A 13,900-nucleotide genomic window follows, 5' to 3' on the forward strand; every position below is an offset into this window, starting at 1 on the left:
CCGGTTCTCTTTATTGAGAGCTGGCTTTTATTTTTTATATAATACATATAAGGAGGTGACGTCCATGAATTTAAAAGCTAAGGTAGACTGGGTCGGTACACCAAAACCGTACATATATAAAGATGATATAACATATGATGCTATCGCAATTGACTTCTCACTCGCAAATGATGACAATCGCTATAAATTAATTGTGCTCAAGTCTGAAGAAAATACACATTACAAAATCGTACAATATGGAATAAAGCCAGGCTCTCAAAAGCCATTTCCTATTGATATTCCATTCGAGCAAGGAATGCTACCGTTTATAGAACAAATATTACAGGATCCATATGTACAAGCGATATTAAAGCAAACACGCTCCTAATTGCCAAAAAGGGTATCACCTAGTAGAATTTTCCGACTAAGTGATATCCTTTTTTATTTTCCCTTCATAAATACGAGTAGAGAAAACTATATCAATGATTTTCCGAATATATCTATCATAAATTACAATATATCAACGGTTCGACATGAAATATCGATTTACCGACAAAGATTGAAAATAGCGGTGCTACATAAAAAAAGAAACTGTTCAAAAATGAACAGTCTCTCTTAATATTAACGAGTCGGACCAGATACTTCCTCTGATTTCAGCGTATTATTCGCTCCAAGAGAATGGTACAATATCTTTCCATTTCCATTAACAGTAACGATATGGTCATTATTAAAGCTTTTGAATTTTACAGAGCCATCACCATAACGAATATGATATTCTTCATATGTCGTTACTTTATACTTCGTTTCACTTTGACGCTCTACATTACGAATTCCCATTGTTAATAAATCTTCTGTAATTCCTTTTTTGTGTAGATATTGCAAGTAATCACGGTCTTCCTTATACGATTTCCCGCTCTTATCATAATCACTTTCAATTAAGCTAAAATCATTTAATGCAATTGCACGCACGTTATTATAAATATGATTTTGTACAAAGTCACCAACTGCTGAGCTTGAAGCTTCTTTCGGGAACTTTAAATAATATGTGCTTTGGTCTCCAACTTTGATGCTTTCGGATTTAATGACACCAAAGTCAGTGTTTTTCTCTAAATGTACTTCTACCGTTTCATCTGTCGGTACAGGACCAAGTTTATAGCTACCGTAACTTAATTTTCCGCGTTTCTTACCATTAACAAAAACAGTTGCGTCGCTTTCATCGGAAGAAATGGTTACATAATTTCCTTCAAGTGACAAATTCACTTCTACTGTCCCATTCTTTTCGTCTGCTAGATCTACTTCTTTTTCTGTCTCTAATTCAGTAAGTTCTGTCTTCGCCTTTACAACATAAGCACCTGGGAAGTATGGACCTAATTCTTTTGAGGTTTTATCACTAGAAAGCTCTGTTTCTTTTTTATCATTTACATATATTTCAGCATTCTTTGCAGTTGTGCTAACACTCATGCAATAAGATTTCATGCTGAACTTATACTTCGGATATAAGAACCACTCTTTCCCGTCTTCTATAATTTGCCCATCTTTAAAAGATGCATTATCACTTGCTAACTTTTGATTTACTGTTTCTTTTTGTAAATAAGACAGTAATGCTTTATTGTACGAAGGATTATCCTTTAAATAACGTATGTAAGCTTTAATATCTTCTGTCTTCACTTTTAAGCTTGGATCGTCTACTTTCAAAAACTCATCGATTGCATTCACATCTTTCTTTTGGAATGCTTCGATCATTGCATTTACTTGCTTTTCCTTCGAAAACTTGCTTGCACCGAATTTATATGCGCCAAACAAAATAGCAACAACAATGACAAAACCTATAAGTAAAAACATGTTTTTCTTACTTTTCACTCGCCTTGTTGCTCTACGCATTTCTGAATGAGAAGAAGCTGTTTGATCAGCAATTTCTTCTACTTTACTTCCACACTCAGGACAAAAGTTCAAATGGTCTGCAAGCTGATTTTTACAAGTTCCACAAAACTTCAATATGCTCTCCCCCTATTTCTTAGCTAATTTCATTCCAGCGAAAGCCGCTACATATGTCACAATGAAACTAAACAAAGTTAAATATATAAATGAATTCTGCATAGATAGCACCGTGCCAATTGCCTCGAATAAATTCATTACATTTCCAGATACATCAATTCAAAACTTAGAAATTATGTTCATTACAATCATCATAATTGTGTAAGAGCCACTGCATACCGCTAGTGTAATATACATATTAGTAGTCGGTAATTCTACTAACTTTCTACCTGCGCTAAACATAAGGAATAACGGAATCACAAGTAATAATAAACCATAATGGAAGCCATCATTTACTTCATCAACCTCTGCGATATCTGCATTTACACTTGCATTCCCTTTTTCAATTGAGCAATTTCTTGTGCAATTTGCAACTTCTGCTTTCCTTGTTCTATTCCCTCTTGTATCTTATTCATTCCACTACCTAATTTCTTCTATAAATCTGACAAGCTAACTCTCTCCCTATAAACATATGGTAATATACAAAATTAACTTCATATATATTACCATGATTTTCCAATTGTGTAATTAGAATTTCATTTTTTCTGTTTTGAGCATTTTTTGTTTATAATGGTAAAGGAATGAAATCTGTGTACGGAGGAATATTATGCTGCAAGACTCAATTACGAAAGATGAAATTATGATGATTGCGAATGAGTTCGTTCAAGGGCTTGATCCACAGCAAGTTGCTGATCAAGAGCATGTCGCTACAGCTCGGCAACTATATCGTAGTGGTGTTGTCTATAACGTTGACTTTGATGGCTATACGCTATCCGGAACTGTAAATGCTGAAGGCAGTGTATATAGCGTTCACATCCCGATTCGTAATGTCACTGAAAGCTATTGCGATTGCTTCGCGCCAACGCAATGTCAGCATATGCTTGCTGTGTTACTATCTGCAGCTTCTAGTTTTGGGCAAGTAGGAGATGTATTAACTTTATTCAAAAATAATACAAAACCTTCTCTTCCTCCTATTCGAACTGCACGACAAGTATTGCAATCATCAGCTTTTGAAGAAATGGATTATAAAAGTTGGCAAACATACTTTGAAAATGAATATGAATCATTTAAAAAAGAACAAGCGCGGCTCACTTATAAACAAATGTATTTTCTTATGAGTCTTTTTACAGACTTCTATACAAAATTAGAACGGAAAGCTCCGCGCATCGTTGCTATTCATGAATTATTTAAGTTGCACGCGGCACTTTATTGCTTTCAAAAATTATTAGAAGAAATTCAAGAATTTGAAGCAAACAAACTATATTCTTATCACCAACCAGTTAACGTCGTTCGCCTATTCGTTGATAAAGTTGAATCTACCGTTAGGGACCTAAAAACAGAGGCGATTCCAGAAGAATCCAAACCGATTTTAGAAGAAACAGCGCGGCTCATACATGAAGCATTCTTCTCTACCGATGCCTATACACAAGAGCGATTCTTCATTTATCGTCACGTATGGGGTGAACTGTTAAGAACAGAAGAGCAGCTACAAGAAGAAAAAAAACGAATCGATACTAAAATCAATCCACTTTCCAAAGCATTAGCATCTTCTCACCTGCTCTTTTTAAACGGTGAAGATGTATCGGCAATGGAATTACTGGAAAAACAGCCTTCTTCTGTTGTGAGCCTTTACTTCTATTGGTTAGAAGAGTTATTAAGTGCGATGGAGTGGGACCGCGCTAAAGATTGGCTTTCCTTTACTTATAAACAAGTAAAAGAAACGATAACGGAACAAGAAAATACCGTCTTCATACAAGATATCGTTCGATTATTTGTGATGATGTATGAGACATATGCAACGCATACGAATGAACAAGCGGGATTAGAAATGATTTTACAAGAACTATTACCGTATAGTTTCACAAATTATGAACAATATGTACTTGCGAAGAAACAATACCATGCATGGACGGAACTTCAGCTCTTATATGGATTCGAAGTAATCGAACTTTTGAAAGACCCATTGAAAGATATTGAAAAAGAAGCGCCCGAAGCAGCACTTCCTCTTTATCACCATGCCGCAATGGAAGCAATTGAAGAGCGAAATCGCAAATCATATAAACGTGCCGTTCGTTACTTAAAGAAATTACGTATGCTTTATAAACGACTGAAGCGAACTGATGAATGGGATGCTTTCATTATTCATATCGCTAACTTACATTCACGTCTGCGTGCACTACAAGAGGAATTACGGAGAGGAAAATTAATCGATGATCATACAAACTGAAGTAACAATTAGGCTCCAGCACGTTAGTCAAGGTTGGTTCCTTTGGGGAGAAGATGATAGCGGTACGCTCTTATCCGTAGCAACTTGGAAAAAAAATGCATTCGCATGGCACTCTACTTCTTTCTACGGAACGTTTTTAAAAGAAGCAACGTATGAGGGAAAACAAGGCGTTATGTTAACGAATGCACAGGCATTTGAATACATCGCAAATAAACCGATGAATTCATTTGCAAATATGCAAATGAACGGTCCTATTACGGCACTTACAAAGGACGCAAGTGAATTATGGGACGCTTTCGTCAGCGGCAGCTTCGCACCTGACATGAAGCATTGGTCTCAGCAGCCATCTTGGAAAGTTCAGAATACCTCAATTGAAGATGACATGTTAGCATCTCTTTTCTCTGCCGCTGTGAACGAAAGTATTTTGCAAGATGCTCGCTCAAATGACGGATGGGAAGATGCAAAGAGACTATATGAACATTACGACTTTACGAAAAGGCAATTGGAAGCAGCACTACATGAAGAAGATTGGCTTCGAAAAATTGGTTACATTGAAGATGATCTTCCATTTACAGTCGGCTTAAGACTACAAGAACCGCAAGAAGAACTTGAAATGTGGAAGCTTGAAACAATCGTTACACCAAAACGTGGTGCACATCGCATATATGTATATGAAAGTATCGATTCCTTACCAAAACGATGGCACGATTACGAAGAACGTATCCTTGAAACACAAGAAGGATTCAGTAAGCTCGTACCGTGGCTAAAAGAGGACGACAAGTTCCGAGAAGAACTCTTTGAAACGGAAGCTTGGAACTTCTTAACCGAAGCAAGTAATGAATTACTGGCAGCAGGTATTACAATTTTACTACCATCATGGTGGCAAAATTTAAAAGCAACAAAACCGAGGTTGCGTGTACAGCTGAAGCAAAGTACAGCACAAACACAGTCTTTCTTCGGCATGAATACGCTCGTTAATTTCGACTGGCGCATTTCAACGGACGGAATTGATTTATCAGAAAGTGAATTTTTCGAACTCGTTGAACAAAACAAACGTCTTTTCAATTTAAATGGTCAATGGATGAGACTTGATCCTGCCTTTATTGAAGAAGTAAAAAAACTAATGCACCGTGCCGATAAATATGGACTTGAAATGAAGGATGTGTTGCAGCAACATTTATCTAATACGGCAGAAACAGAAATTGTAGAAGACGATAGTCCGTTTACCGATATTGAAATCGAGCTAGATGGATATTACGAAGAGCTTTTCCAAAAACTTCTACACATTGGAGATATTCCAAAAGTAGATGTACCATCTTCGCTACAAGCAACACTCCGCCCATATCAACAACACGGTGTTGAGTGGTTACTATACTTACGAAAGCTTGGATTTGGAGCGTTATTAGCCGATGATATGGGACTCGGAAAAAGTATTCAAACGATAACTTACTTACTATACGCTAAAGAAAACAATCTCCAAACAGGTCCTGCAGTAATTGTGGCACCAACATCAGTCCTTGGAAATTGGCAAAAAGAATTTGAGCGTTTCGCACCAAGTTTACGTGTTCAGTTACACTATGGAAGTAACCGATCTAAGGATGAGTCATTTAAAGATTTTCTTCAATCGGCAGATGTTATATTAACTTCTTATGCATTAGCTCAGCTTGATGAAGAAGAACTTAGTACGTTATGCTGGGACGCTGTTATTTTAGACGAAGCACAAAATATAAAAAACCCACATACGAAACAGTCGAAAGCAGTAAGAAACCTACAAGCAAATCACAAAATTGCTTTAACCGGTACACCGATGGAAAACCGACTTGCTGAGCTTTGGTCTATTTTCGACTTTATCAATCATGGGTATCTCGGAAGCTTAGGACAATTCCAGCGCCGCTTCGTCACACCGATTGAAAAGGACCGCGATGAAGGAAAAATCCAGCAAGTTCAGCGGTTTATCTCGCCGTTTTTACTGCGTCGTACGAAGAAAGATCAAACGGTCGCATTAAACTTACCAGATAAACAAGAACAGAAAGCTTATTGTCCACTAACTGGCGAACAAGCTTCCTTATATGAACAACTTGTTCAAGATACATTACAAAATGTAGAAGGATTAAGCGGAATTGAAAGACGCGGATTTATATTACTTATGCTGAACAAGCTAAAACAAATTTGTAATCACCCAGCCCTTTATTTGAAAGAAGAAGAACCACAAAATATCGTCGAGCGCTCTATGAAAACAAAAACGGTAATGGAGCTCATCGAAAATATAAAAGACCAAAATGAAAGTTGCTTAATCTTCACTCAATACATTGGCATGGGGAACATGCTAAAAAGTATGTTAGAAGAAACATTTGGTCAGCGCGTCCTCTTCTTAAACGGGAGCGTACCGAAGAAAGAGCGTGACAAGATGATTGAGCAGTTCCAAAACGGAACGTATGACATCTTCATCTTATCGTTAAAGGCTGGCGGAACAGGATTAAACTTAACTGCCGCCAACCATGTTATTCACTATGACCGTTGGTGGAATCCAGCTGTAGAAAACCAAGCAACAGACCGTGCTTATCGCATCGGTCAAAAACGCTTCGTTCACGTTCATAAGCTTATTACAACGGGAACACTTGAAGAGAAGATTGATGAAATGTTAGAACGAAAACAATCATTAAACAACGCCGTCATTACAAGCGATAGTTGGATGACCGAACTATCAACCGACGAACTAAAAGAATTACTTGGCGTATAAAGTGAAACTTTAATCAATGGGTTTTGTTCATCCCCCACTGATTATTAGCCTTCACCAATCGGGCTTTTACGGACAGTTAATGCTGGATAAGGTGGATGTTTCTATTCCCACAAATAGCGGGATAAATGAAAAAGGAGCAAATCTCTAACTGAGATTAGCTCCTTTTTCTATGCCAAAACCAATTGCTTATTATAATTCCTGTTAACCCGCCGCACGTATCAAGCAATGAATCTTGCCACATCGGTGTACGGTCTCCTGTAAACCATTGATGAATTTCATCAAATGCTGCATACCCCGCAACGAAAAGGAGGGCGTATGCAAAGCACCTTTTTCTCGAATAACCCGATCGATGAAAAGCATAATACGTCAATGAGCCGAGCATAAAGAACACCATAAAATGAGCACCTTTACGTAGGAAAAACTCAACAAATCCAGCTACACCTTTATTTGCGATACTAACAGGTGTACCTCCGCCATAATCGATAGATACCCATGAAAAATGCTCTTTCACAAACTCAACATTTACATATTGCTCAATATCCGAGCGCATATCCTGTTTTTTATATGGCTGAGCTGAAGAATAGAAAATAATCCCCATCCATAGTAATACAGGAATCCAAAATAACCATTTACGATTCATTCTTACGAAAACCCCTCTCTTAGTCTTTTAAGAGTACCAAAAAAAAGAAAAAATTTCACGCCAAAACATGACATTTACACCCTATTTATAAGGTGAAAGGGGGTGATAAACATGGCAGTTGAAACAATCGTAATGGATTTAACTTTACGCCTTGTATTAAACGGAGGATTAGACAAAAACGGTAAAACAGTTTTTAAGAACAAGCAATTCAAACGTGTAAAAACAAATGCAGATTTAGGAAAAGTACATGAAGTAGCACGTGCTCTTGCTTCACTACAACAATCATCACTTCACGCTGTACAACTTGTAAGCACGTCAGATCTTTCTAATCTATAATTAAAAAGGAGGGAATAAAGCATGCAAGTACTAGAGTTAATTTTCGTGAAAGAAGATGGAAAAACAGTTGCCTTTTCTATCGAAAATCCCATTACACCAGTAAAAAGGGTGCACGCCTCATAGAAAAAACGCTTCTGTTGCAAGAAAAGCATTACCAAATGAACGGGTTTCTAAGTGTCTTAGATTAGTGAATAATAAAACTAACGTTCAGGTTTGGGAACATAAAAAAACTAAAAGGGCATTTTATAATGGCCTATTGGTTTGTGGAAGTGTTTGAAATTGTCCGGTTTGCGCAGCGAAAATTAGTGAGAGACGACGTAAGGATTTACAGCATGCTTTTAAGTGAAGGTGGTTATATCGCTTTATTAACCCTTACGTTTGGTCATAATAAAGCTGATAGATTAAAAGAAACGTTAGAAAAATTCGGATTAAGTACGAGTTATAAATATGGTTTGGATTTGCAAGATGGAGATGAAGCTCAAAATTATTTAAGTAAACATGGTACTTGGGGTTTGGATCAGGAACTGAGTAAAGCGCATATTAAAAAAGCTAAAAATGATTCGATGACGCCTTTTGATTTTTTACGGAGATATCTTGAGGAAGATGATGAAAAGTATTTAAAATTATTCCTAGAATATGCTGAGTGTTTCAAAGGTAAGCGCAATTGCAATGGTCACAAGGTTTGAAAAAGAGATTCATATTAGAAGATAAGACAGATGAACAAGTTGCTAAAGAGAAGCTAGAAGACGCTGATTTGTTAGGCTTATTAGATTATGATATTTGGAAAAAGATTTTAAAATACGAAAATCGTTCCTACTTCTTGGATTTATGCGAGAAATATGATTTCAAGAAAGCGGTGAATATCGTGTCTAACTATAAGTTTGACAAAAATAAAAAGCCAAGTCCCCAAGAATTAGAACTTGACTTCAAACAATAGCACATTGTTATATTTTAATTCTTTTGGTGTTAGCGCACTAAAAGGATTTTTTATTGTTTTAATGGAATTATTATAACATAAAATCTGAGTCTTGTTCACGGATTTAATTGCTATTTATTAGTTTTGAGTGAATGTATTCTTTCGTAAAATGCCAATTTTTTGCTTAATTCCTCGCACTTTTCCTTTAATACCTCGCACTCCCTATTTTTGTTGTCGAACCGTTTTGATAAACGTTGGATTTCCTTTTGTAATTCTGTTGAATCGTTAAGTATTCGTGATATCCGCCCTGTTAAAGTAGTCTGTTTTACAAGTTCTTTTATCGCCATAAACTCCAACTCCTTTATGTTTTTTAAATAAAATTCTCTATGAGTTATAAGTTTCCCTTCTTTTATATTTTAAAAAAATGATATAATTGTTTTAAATTAAAAATCAAAAGAGGTGCGACTTATGAGTTATAACGGTTCGGATGAAAATTTAAAAGTAAGCCCTAATTTTAATTTTATTGATGATGTAGGGAGTGCAAAACCTTTAGAGCATAACGTAGATGGACAAAAAGTAATTGTTCCAGTACGACAATATAGCAAGGAAGGCTTTGTTGAAATGAAAACTAATTCCTTTAGATCCTTGCTCGACTCTTTAAATGACAAAATAAAAAAGAACTGGGATTCATATGAGAAAGAAAAAAGACAAACGCAATTATTAAATACTAAATTACTAAACAAACAAGCGGAAATTGAAATGCTAAAAACAAGATTAAAAGCTTATGAAAAATTTGAAAACCAACAAGGAAAAGGAAGGCCAAAAGTATTAAGCGGTGAAGAATTAGCTATTGCCTATAAACATCTTAAATCTTACAAAGAAAAGACAGGTCGCTATAACTATTCGAGGACTTTTCGTTACATGCAAGAAAATTATGCATATGAAGGCTCTCACGTAACGCTGATAAATAGTTTAAGAGAAAAACATCCAGAAATACTGGATAAGCCTTCACAAATTAATACAGGGCAAAACAAACGGTCTAAACCACTATTAACTGATGAAATGTTAGAAATTGCTTATAAATATCGTGTGAAAAATTCAAGAATAGCTGAAGATGGAAAGCGTAAATATCCCAATACTATGAAAATAAACGAATACTTGAAAATAAATCATGGTTACTATGGGGGAGTTGAGCAATTGAAAGAGAGATTATCAGTTAAAATTAGAGAACAAAAAGGTGTTCAGAAAATGGACCCGGCATCGCTAGCTGTTCAAAAGTTGTTTCAAGAAAAATTGAAAGGTGACAAATGATTGGAAAATGGGTAGAAGTCGAGATAAATGGTCAAATATGCTACGAAAAGTTAAAAACAAAGAAGCCTTACCGCCAGTTATCATAAGAGCAATATGGACTCGTTATTCTTGTGGACAAACACCAGAAAAAATATATGAAAAACTAAAAGAAGAACGACAAATAAGTGCTAGTTTGGAAACTATAGAAACTTATATAGAGAAAGTAGTAAAGCCTTATTTCGATAAAAAAGAGAGTGGAGAAGCTTAATTTCTCCACTCTTTTTTACAATCAGGACATTGCCAGTTCAAGATTGTATCGCGTGTGATACTTGAAATCCCGATTTTTCGAGTAAAATGAGTGCAGCCATACCATTTTTGTGATTCTTTAGGAATCGGATCACCTTGCAAATTAGCGTTGCAATGAGGACAAAATTCTTTGCTATCGTTCATGTAATTCACCTCCTTGTTTTTCGGTGTGAGTGTTGTGTCTGAGTATAAATTTGATAAAAATAAAAAAGACAAGTTCCTCCCAAGAACTTGACTTTAAATAATAACTTGTGATTTAAGTATCTAAATTATATGTAGATTAGATTTATTCAATCCTTTTGATGCAACCAACACCGAGAGGAGTTTTTGATTTTTTTGACGGAATTATTGTACCATAAGTTTAGTTTTTTGTTCAATTCAATGTAGTTATAGTTTTGTTTTATCATAAGGTTTTAATTTTTGTCCACAGTTTAACGAAAATCAGCTCAGTTTAGCGAAGTATCAGTTCATTCTCATAAAGTATTAGCTTAGTCTCATTAAGTATCAGCTTAGTCTCATTAAGTATCAGCTTAGTCTAGCAAAAGCGTAGTTTCTTTTGACGATAGGTCAAATTGTTTTAAGGAAGGGATAGCCCACGTTCTTCCATCATTTCAACTAAATCACGAAAACTGATGCTATACCGTCGGTACCATCTCACGGTTAATAAAATAATATCCAGTTGAGAATGTTTCCACTTGAATAGATTGTTCTCTTCCATACCAATCACATCCTTTTTTAGAGTACTAATATCAGTATGTCCAAGTTTAGGAGGTCATTTACAAGCGTTTTGGAGTGTTTGCACCAGAACCAAAAAAACTTTATCTGAAGTTCAGATTACTCCGTAAATCAAAAAGACGAATCTGCATTATTTTGCAGATTCGTCTTTTTTCTTCGGCATTTCAATCGGGATAAAGATGTTTGAAAAGCCAACGCAAACATACTTATAATTCTCTCCGCCTACATCAAACTCTGTCTTATATGTCGAGAAGAAAATATAATCATTTCGCTTTGTATAATGATCGATTAATAATCCAACTTGTGGCTCAACATACTTATTTGCCAATTTCTTTCCCGCCGATGCTAGATCGCCAAGTATACCCTCTTTGTTTTCTTTCTCAACCTCGTCTAGCTTCTTACTCACATCATTACGCTTCATAAATTGTTTTGCTGCCCAATCCGTATATTCTCCCTTACCCGGATTACTGTTTGCTAAATAAACTAAGAGAACAACAGCTAGAGCCATAATAATATACTTTTTCTTCATGCTATATCACCGCCTACTCTTTTCTATTTTCATATATATGTACAAGCGATGCAAATTAGAAAGACTATCATCTATTGATTGTAAACGAACCGTAAAAATTTACAATACGAAACAAAAGATTAATAATGTTTTACATAATTCGTATATAATTATATTCAGAATAAAAATTTTTATAAGGGAGGATTTTAGAATCATGGATAATGAAAATGATATTTTTATTTCTAGTTCTACAATGATGCTCGAACCTTGCAAACACCCTTATTACCGGACAAAAATTATCGACAGTAGCGGAAACCCTCTGTACTCTTGCCAAACAGCTATCCAACTCATAAAGAAATCTTGTCTAACACATGTTCATTCTACTTATCAAGGTAGACGTCATGCAGTCCAAATAAACTTTAAGCTCAAACAAAATGTTCCAATTCCGATTAATCACAAAGAATATATTTGCGTTTTCCCAACAGAATCTCCTTCTTCTCCAAGCTGCATTTGGTTGTTCTATAACCATATAGATGAGATAGAGTTTTCCAAAAAAACTAACAAAGCTAACATTCATTTTTTTAACGGAACTACCATAACAATACAAATAGGTTCTCATAAGTTACAGCAACAATTTTTCAAATCTGGACATGTATTATCCCGAATGAACATGAAAGATTCATTACCTTAAAAAACCTCTTGCCACATTTACTGCCTTAAAGTAAATAGAATGGAACGCAATATTTCCTTTGCCTTCCATTCTACTTATTATTCTTATCCCCTTACACTATCTCTCATTTTCTCAAGTGCTTGTCGATATACCCATCTCACTTGATAGTACGTCATCCCCATTTCAGAAGCTATCTCTCCCATATTTTCCCCTGTAAAAAATCGCTCTGAAATGATATGCTTCTCCCTCTCATCTAACACACTCATAAAATCCTTCGCCCTCGTTCCAGCATCTTCACACTCAAATCGTTCCTCATACTCGTCCGTGCATACATAGCGCTCTTGCACTACGCATTCTTTCTTCAACCTTTCCAATATATAACCACGTACCGTTACAACCGCATAAGCAGGAAAACTCCCTTTCTCCTCCTCATACCTTTCATAAGCATGCCAAAGACCAATTAAACCACATTGATAATACTCTTCATAATCTTGGTAAATATTTAACCTCTTTATTTGATTTACAATCATACCTTCATACAAAACAACCGTATCTGCAAAAGTCGCTGGCTTCACACAGTGCCCGTTTCTAAAAGGTATACCTCTTCAGTATTCCGCGGTACCTCTACAATATAAAATGAGAAAGGAAATTTCATTGTGGGTAATTTCAAATACTGCTGCCGTAATTTGAAATTACACTAGGCAGAATTTGAAATTCTGCTGGGGGTATTTGAAATAGGGGTAAAAATAAAAAAGGTGACTCTAGGAAGAGCCACCTTTTCAAAATAACATATTACTTACCAAAGCCAGAGAACATACCGCCTAACATACTAAATCCAATTGTAAGGATAAAGAATATAGAAATTAAAATTATTGCCTGTTTTTTACTTAAACCGGCAACGATATGCAAGCCTAAACCAGTTAAGATCAAGCTCCAAATGTTAAACACTTCAAACGCAGAACCAATACCATAAGCAATCGTTCCCTGATCAAATAAAGGCGCTAAACTTGTATATTTATCAGTACCAGTTCCACCAAGAATAAAACCTAGCACTGCATTTAGAATACCACCAAGATAATAAACAATATTTGCATATAAGTAAATAGATAATATCTTCATATACGGTGTATCATTACTCATGAACATCATAATAACCTTATAAAATCCAGCTACAATAAACAAACCAACAATTGTTCCAAGGAAACCAAAAATCGCTCCCCCTCCAAGAGTAAACCCTTTAACCATACCTGCTGAATCGCCCTTAAGCTCTTTTGCCAACTCCGGAGTATTAACTACCGCTAAATAAGCCACTACCGCTGCCGTGATTGTCCCAAGTATAGCAAACAGGAAAAATGCCCCCCAAACCGGACTTTTCGTTTTCATTCTCTCAAACTGCACACCTGGAGATGTAATCATTCCAAATAATGATGGCTTTTTCGAACCTACATCTTGCGTATTAATATTCGCTTCCATTATAACGCCTCCCTCTATTTATATAACCCGTTCTAACGGGCGGTTC

General features: G+C 35.8%; 15 protein-coding genes and 3 pseudogenes. 10 read left to right on the top strand and 8 right to left on the bottom strand.

Translation table 11 applies throughout. The annotated features are described in order from the left end of the window. Nucleotides 1-64: 64 nt before the first annotated feature. Nucleotides 65-367, top strand: coding sequence for a DUF3910 family protein (locus NSS97_RS26345; protein ID WP_002184639.1), 303 nt, complete (start codon nucleotides 65-67; stop codon nucleotides 365-367). A gap of 233 nt (nucleotides 368-600) precedes the next feature. Here the strand turns inward: NSS97_RS26345 and NSS97_RS26350 are convergent, their stop codons facing one another. Together NSS97_RS26350 and NSS97_RS26355 are read right to left on the bottom strand one after the other, a co-directional pair. Then, on the bottom strand, nucleotides 601-1,974 hold the full coding sequence (locus tag NSS97_RS26350) for a TcaA NTF2-like domain-containing protein (RefSeq protein ID WP_107887195.1): 1,374 nt from the start codon (nucleotides 1,972-1,974) through the stop codon (nucleotides 601-603). 12 nt (nucleotides 1,975-1,986) lie between these two features. Beyond that, nucleotides 1,987-2,373, bottom strand: a pseudogene (locus NSS97_RS26355) (zinc ribbon domain-containing protein); the annotation flags it as partial. A gap of 247 nt (nucleotides 2,374-2,620) precedes the next feature. On the opposite strand from NSS97_RS26355, the gene NSS97_RS26360 reads away from it, so the two are divergent. Beyond that, the gene (locus NSS97_RS26360; RefSeq protein WP_107887194.1) at nucleotides 2,621-4,240 is read left to right on the top strand and encodes a hypothetical protein; all 1,620 of its coding nucleotides are present in this window, start codon (nucleotides 2,621-2,623) and stop codon (nucleotides 4,238-4,240) included. Then, complete coding sequence (locus tag NSS97_RS26365) at nucleotides 4,224-6,980, top strand: SNF2-related protein (RefSeq protein WP_107887193.1); 2,757 nt, start codon at nucleotides 4,224-4,226, stop codon at nucleotides 6,978-6,980. Before NSS97_RS26360 ends, NSS97_RS26365 begins: the two co-directional genes overlap by 17 nt. 154 nt (nucleotides 6,981-7,134) lie before the next feature. Here NSS97_RS26365 and NSS97_RS26370 read toward each other — a convergent pair whose 3' ends face one another. Then, a complete protein-coding gene (locus tag NSS97_RS26370; RefSeq protein ID WP_107887192.1) occupies nucleotides 7,135-7,620 on the bottom strand; it encodes a VanZ family protein in 486 nt (161 codons plus the stop codon). A gap of 111 nt (nucleotides 7,621-7,731) precedes the next feature. Between NSS97_RS26370 and NSS97_RS26375 the strand changes: the two genes are divergently transcribed. From NSS97_RS26375 to NSS97_RS26400, 6 genes and pseudogenes are all read left to right on the top strand, one after another. Continuing rightward, a complete protein-coding gene (locus tag NSS97_RS26375) occupies nucleotides 7,732-7,956 on the top strand; it encodes a DUF1659 domain-containing protein (RefSeq protein WP_002016256.1) in 225 nt (74 codons plus the stop codon). Nucleotides 7,957-7,977: 21 nt separating this feature from the next. Continuing rightward, a pseudogene (locus NSS97_RS26380) lies at nucleotides 7,978-8,067 on the top strand (DUF2922 family protein); the annotation flags it as partial. A 137-nt stretch (nucleotides 8,068-8,204) separates the two neighbouring features. Continuing rightward, nucleotides 8,205-8,642 (top strand): hypothetical protein, encoded by a 438-nt coding sequence (locus tag NSS97_RS26385; protein ID WP_341114430.1) that lies wholly within the window; start codon nucleotides 8,205-8,207, stop codon nucleotides 8,640-8,642. Next, complete coding sequence (locus NSS97_RS26390; RefSeq protein WP_025148143.1) at nucleotides 8,621-8,893, top strand: hypothetical protein; 273 nt, start codon at nucleotides 8,621-8,623, stop codon at nucleotides 8,891-8,893. The genes NSS97_RS26385 and NSS97_RS26390 overlap by 22 nt, the downstream gene beginning before the upstream one ends. 447 nt (nucleotides 8,894-9,340) lie before the next feature. Continuing rightward, nucleotides 9,341-10,183: a hypothetical protein gene (locus NSS97_RS26395; RefSeq protein ID WP_107887191.1), complete on the top strand. Its 843-nt coding sequence runs from the start codon at nucleotides 9,341-9,343 to the stop codon at nucleotides 10,181-10,183. Continuing rightward, nucleotides 10,173-10,430: a hypothetical protein gene (locus tag NSS97_RS26400; protein WP_025148140.1), complete on the top strand. Its 258-nt coding sequence runs from the start codon at nucleotides 10,173-10,175 to the stop codon at nucleotides 10,428-10,430. The genes NSS97_RS26395 and NSS97_RS26400 overlap by 11 nt, the downstream gene beginning before the upstream one ends. On the opposite strand, the gene NSS97_RS26405 is transcribed toward NSS97_RS26400, so the two are convergent. The 3 genes and pseudogenes from NSS97_RS26405 to NSS97_RS26415 all read right to left on the bottom strand — a co-directional run bounded on the left by NSS97_RS26405 (nucleotide 10,427) and on the right by NSS97_RS26415 (nucleotide 11,732). Continuing rightward, nucleotides 10,427-10,612, bottom strand: coding sequence for a hypothetical protein (locus NSS97_RS26405; RefSeq protein WP_033713836.1), 186 nt, complete (start codon nucleotides 10,610-10,612; stop codon nucleotides 10,427-10,429). The genes NSS97_RS26400 and NSS97_RS26405 overlap by 4 nt on opposite strands. A 439-nt stretch (nucleotides 10,613-11,051) precedes the next feature. Further along, a pseudogene (locus NSS97_RS26410) lies at nucleotides 11,052-11,186 on the bottom strand (IS6 family transposase); the annotation flags it as partial. A 147-nt stretch (nucleotides 11,187-11,333) separates the two neighbouring features. Beyond that, nucleotides 11,334-11,732: a DUF4359 domain-containing protein gene (locus NSS97_RS26415; protein ID WP_003192852.1), complete on the bottom strand. Its 399-nt coding sequence runs from the start codon at nucleotides 11,730-11,732 to the stop codon at nucleotides 11,334-11,336. Nucleotides 11,733-11,925: 193 nt separating this feature from the next. Between NSS97_RS26415 and NSS97_RS26420 the strand changes: the two genes are divergently transcribed. Beyond that, nucleotides 11,926-12,402: a competence protein ComK gene (locus NSS97_RS26420; RefSeq protein ID WP_044439437.1), complete on the top strand. Its 477-nt coding sequence runs from the start codon at nucleotides 11,926-11,928 to the stop codon at nucleotides 12,400-12,402. Between the two features lie 83 nt (nucleotides 12,403-12,485). On the opposite strand, the gene NSS97_RS26425 is transcribed toward NSS97_RS26420, so the two are convergent. Then, a complete protein-coding gene (locus NSS97_RS26425) occupies nucleotides 12,486-12,956 on the bottom strand; it encodes a sigma-70 family RNA polymerase sigma factor (protein ID WP_341114437.1) in 471 nt (156 codons plus the stop codon). 217 nt (nucleotides 12,957-13,173) lie between these two features. Beyond that, entirely contained in the window at nucleotides 13,174-13,854 is a 681-nt protein-coding gene (locus NSS97_RS26430) for a YIP1 family protein (RefSeq protein WP_107887190.1), read from the bottom strand. Nucleotides 13,855-13,900 lie beyond the last annotated feature (46 nt).

It is taken from the genome of Bacillus sp. FSL R12-0074 (assembly GCF_038005725.1).
GTDB lineage: Bacteria > Bacillota > Bacilli > Bacillales > Bacillaceae_G > Bacillus_A > Bacillus_A mycoides.

What these genes read in the sequence shown, in the direction of transcription:
- NSS97_RS26385 (WP_341114430.1), top strand. Translation starts at nt 8,205, where the DNA reads ATGGCCTATTGGTTTGTGGAAGTGTTTGAAATTGTCCGGTTTGCGCAG.
- NSS97_RS26345 (WP_002184639.1), top strand. Translation starts at nt 65, where the DNA reads ATGAATTTAAAAGCTAAGGTAGACTGGGTCGGTACACCAAAACCGTAC.
- NSS97_RS26365 (WP_107887193.1), top strand. Translation starts at nt 4,224, where the DNA reads ATGATCATACAAACTGAAGTAACAATTAGGCTCCAGCACGTTAGTCAA.
- NSS97_RS26360 (WP_107887194.1), top strand. Translation starts at nt 2,621, where the DNA reads ATGCTGCAAGACTCAATTACGAAAGATGAAATTATGATGATTGCGAAT.
- NSS97_RS26420 (WP_044439437.1), top strand. Translation starts at nt 11,926, where the DNA reads ATGGATAATGAAAATGATATTTTTATTTCTAGTTCTACAATGATGCTC.
- NSS97_RS26370 (WP_107887192.1), bottom strand. Translation starts at nt 7,620, where the DNA reads ATGAATCGTAAATGGTTATTTTGGATTCCTGTATTACTATGGATGGGG.
- NSS97_RS26415 (WP_003192852.1), bottom strand. Translation starts at nt 11,732, where the DNA reads ATGAAGAAAAAGTATATTATTATGGCTCTAGCTGTTGTTCTCTTAGTT.
- NSS97_RS26375 (WP_002016256.1), top strand. Translation starts at nt 7,732, where the DNA reads ATGGCAGTTGAAACAATCGTAATGGATTTAACTTTACGCCTTGTATTA.
- NSS97_RS26395 (WP_107887191.1), top strand. Translation starts at nt 9,341, where the DNA reads ATGAGTTATAACGGTTCGGATGAAAATTTAAAAGTAAGCCCTAATTTT.
- NSS97_RS26405 (WP_033713836.1), bottom strand. Translation starts at nt 10,612, where the DNA reads ATGAACGATAGCAAAGAATTTTGTCCTCATTGCAACGCTAATTTGCAA.
- NSS97_RS26430 (WP_107887190.1), bottom strand. Translation starts at nt 13,854, where the DNA reads ATGGAAGCGAATATTAATACGCAAGATGTAGGTTCGAAAAAGCCATCA.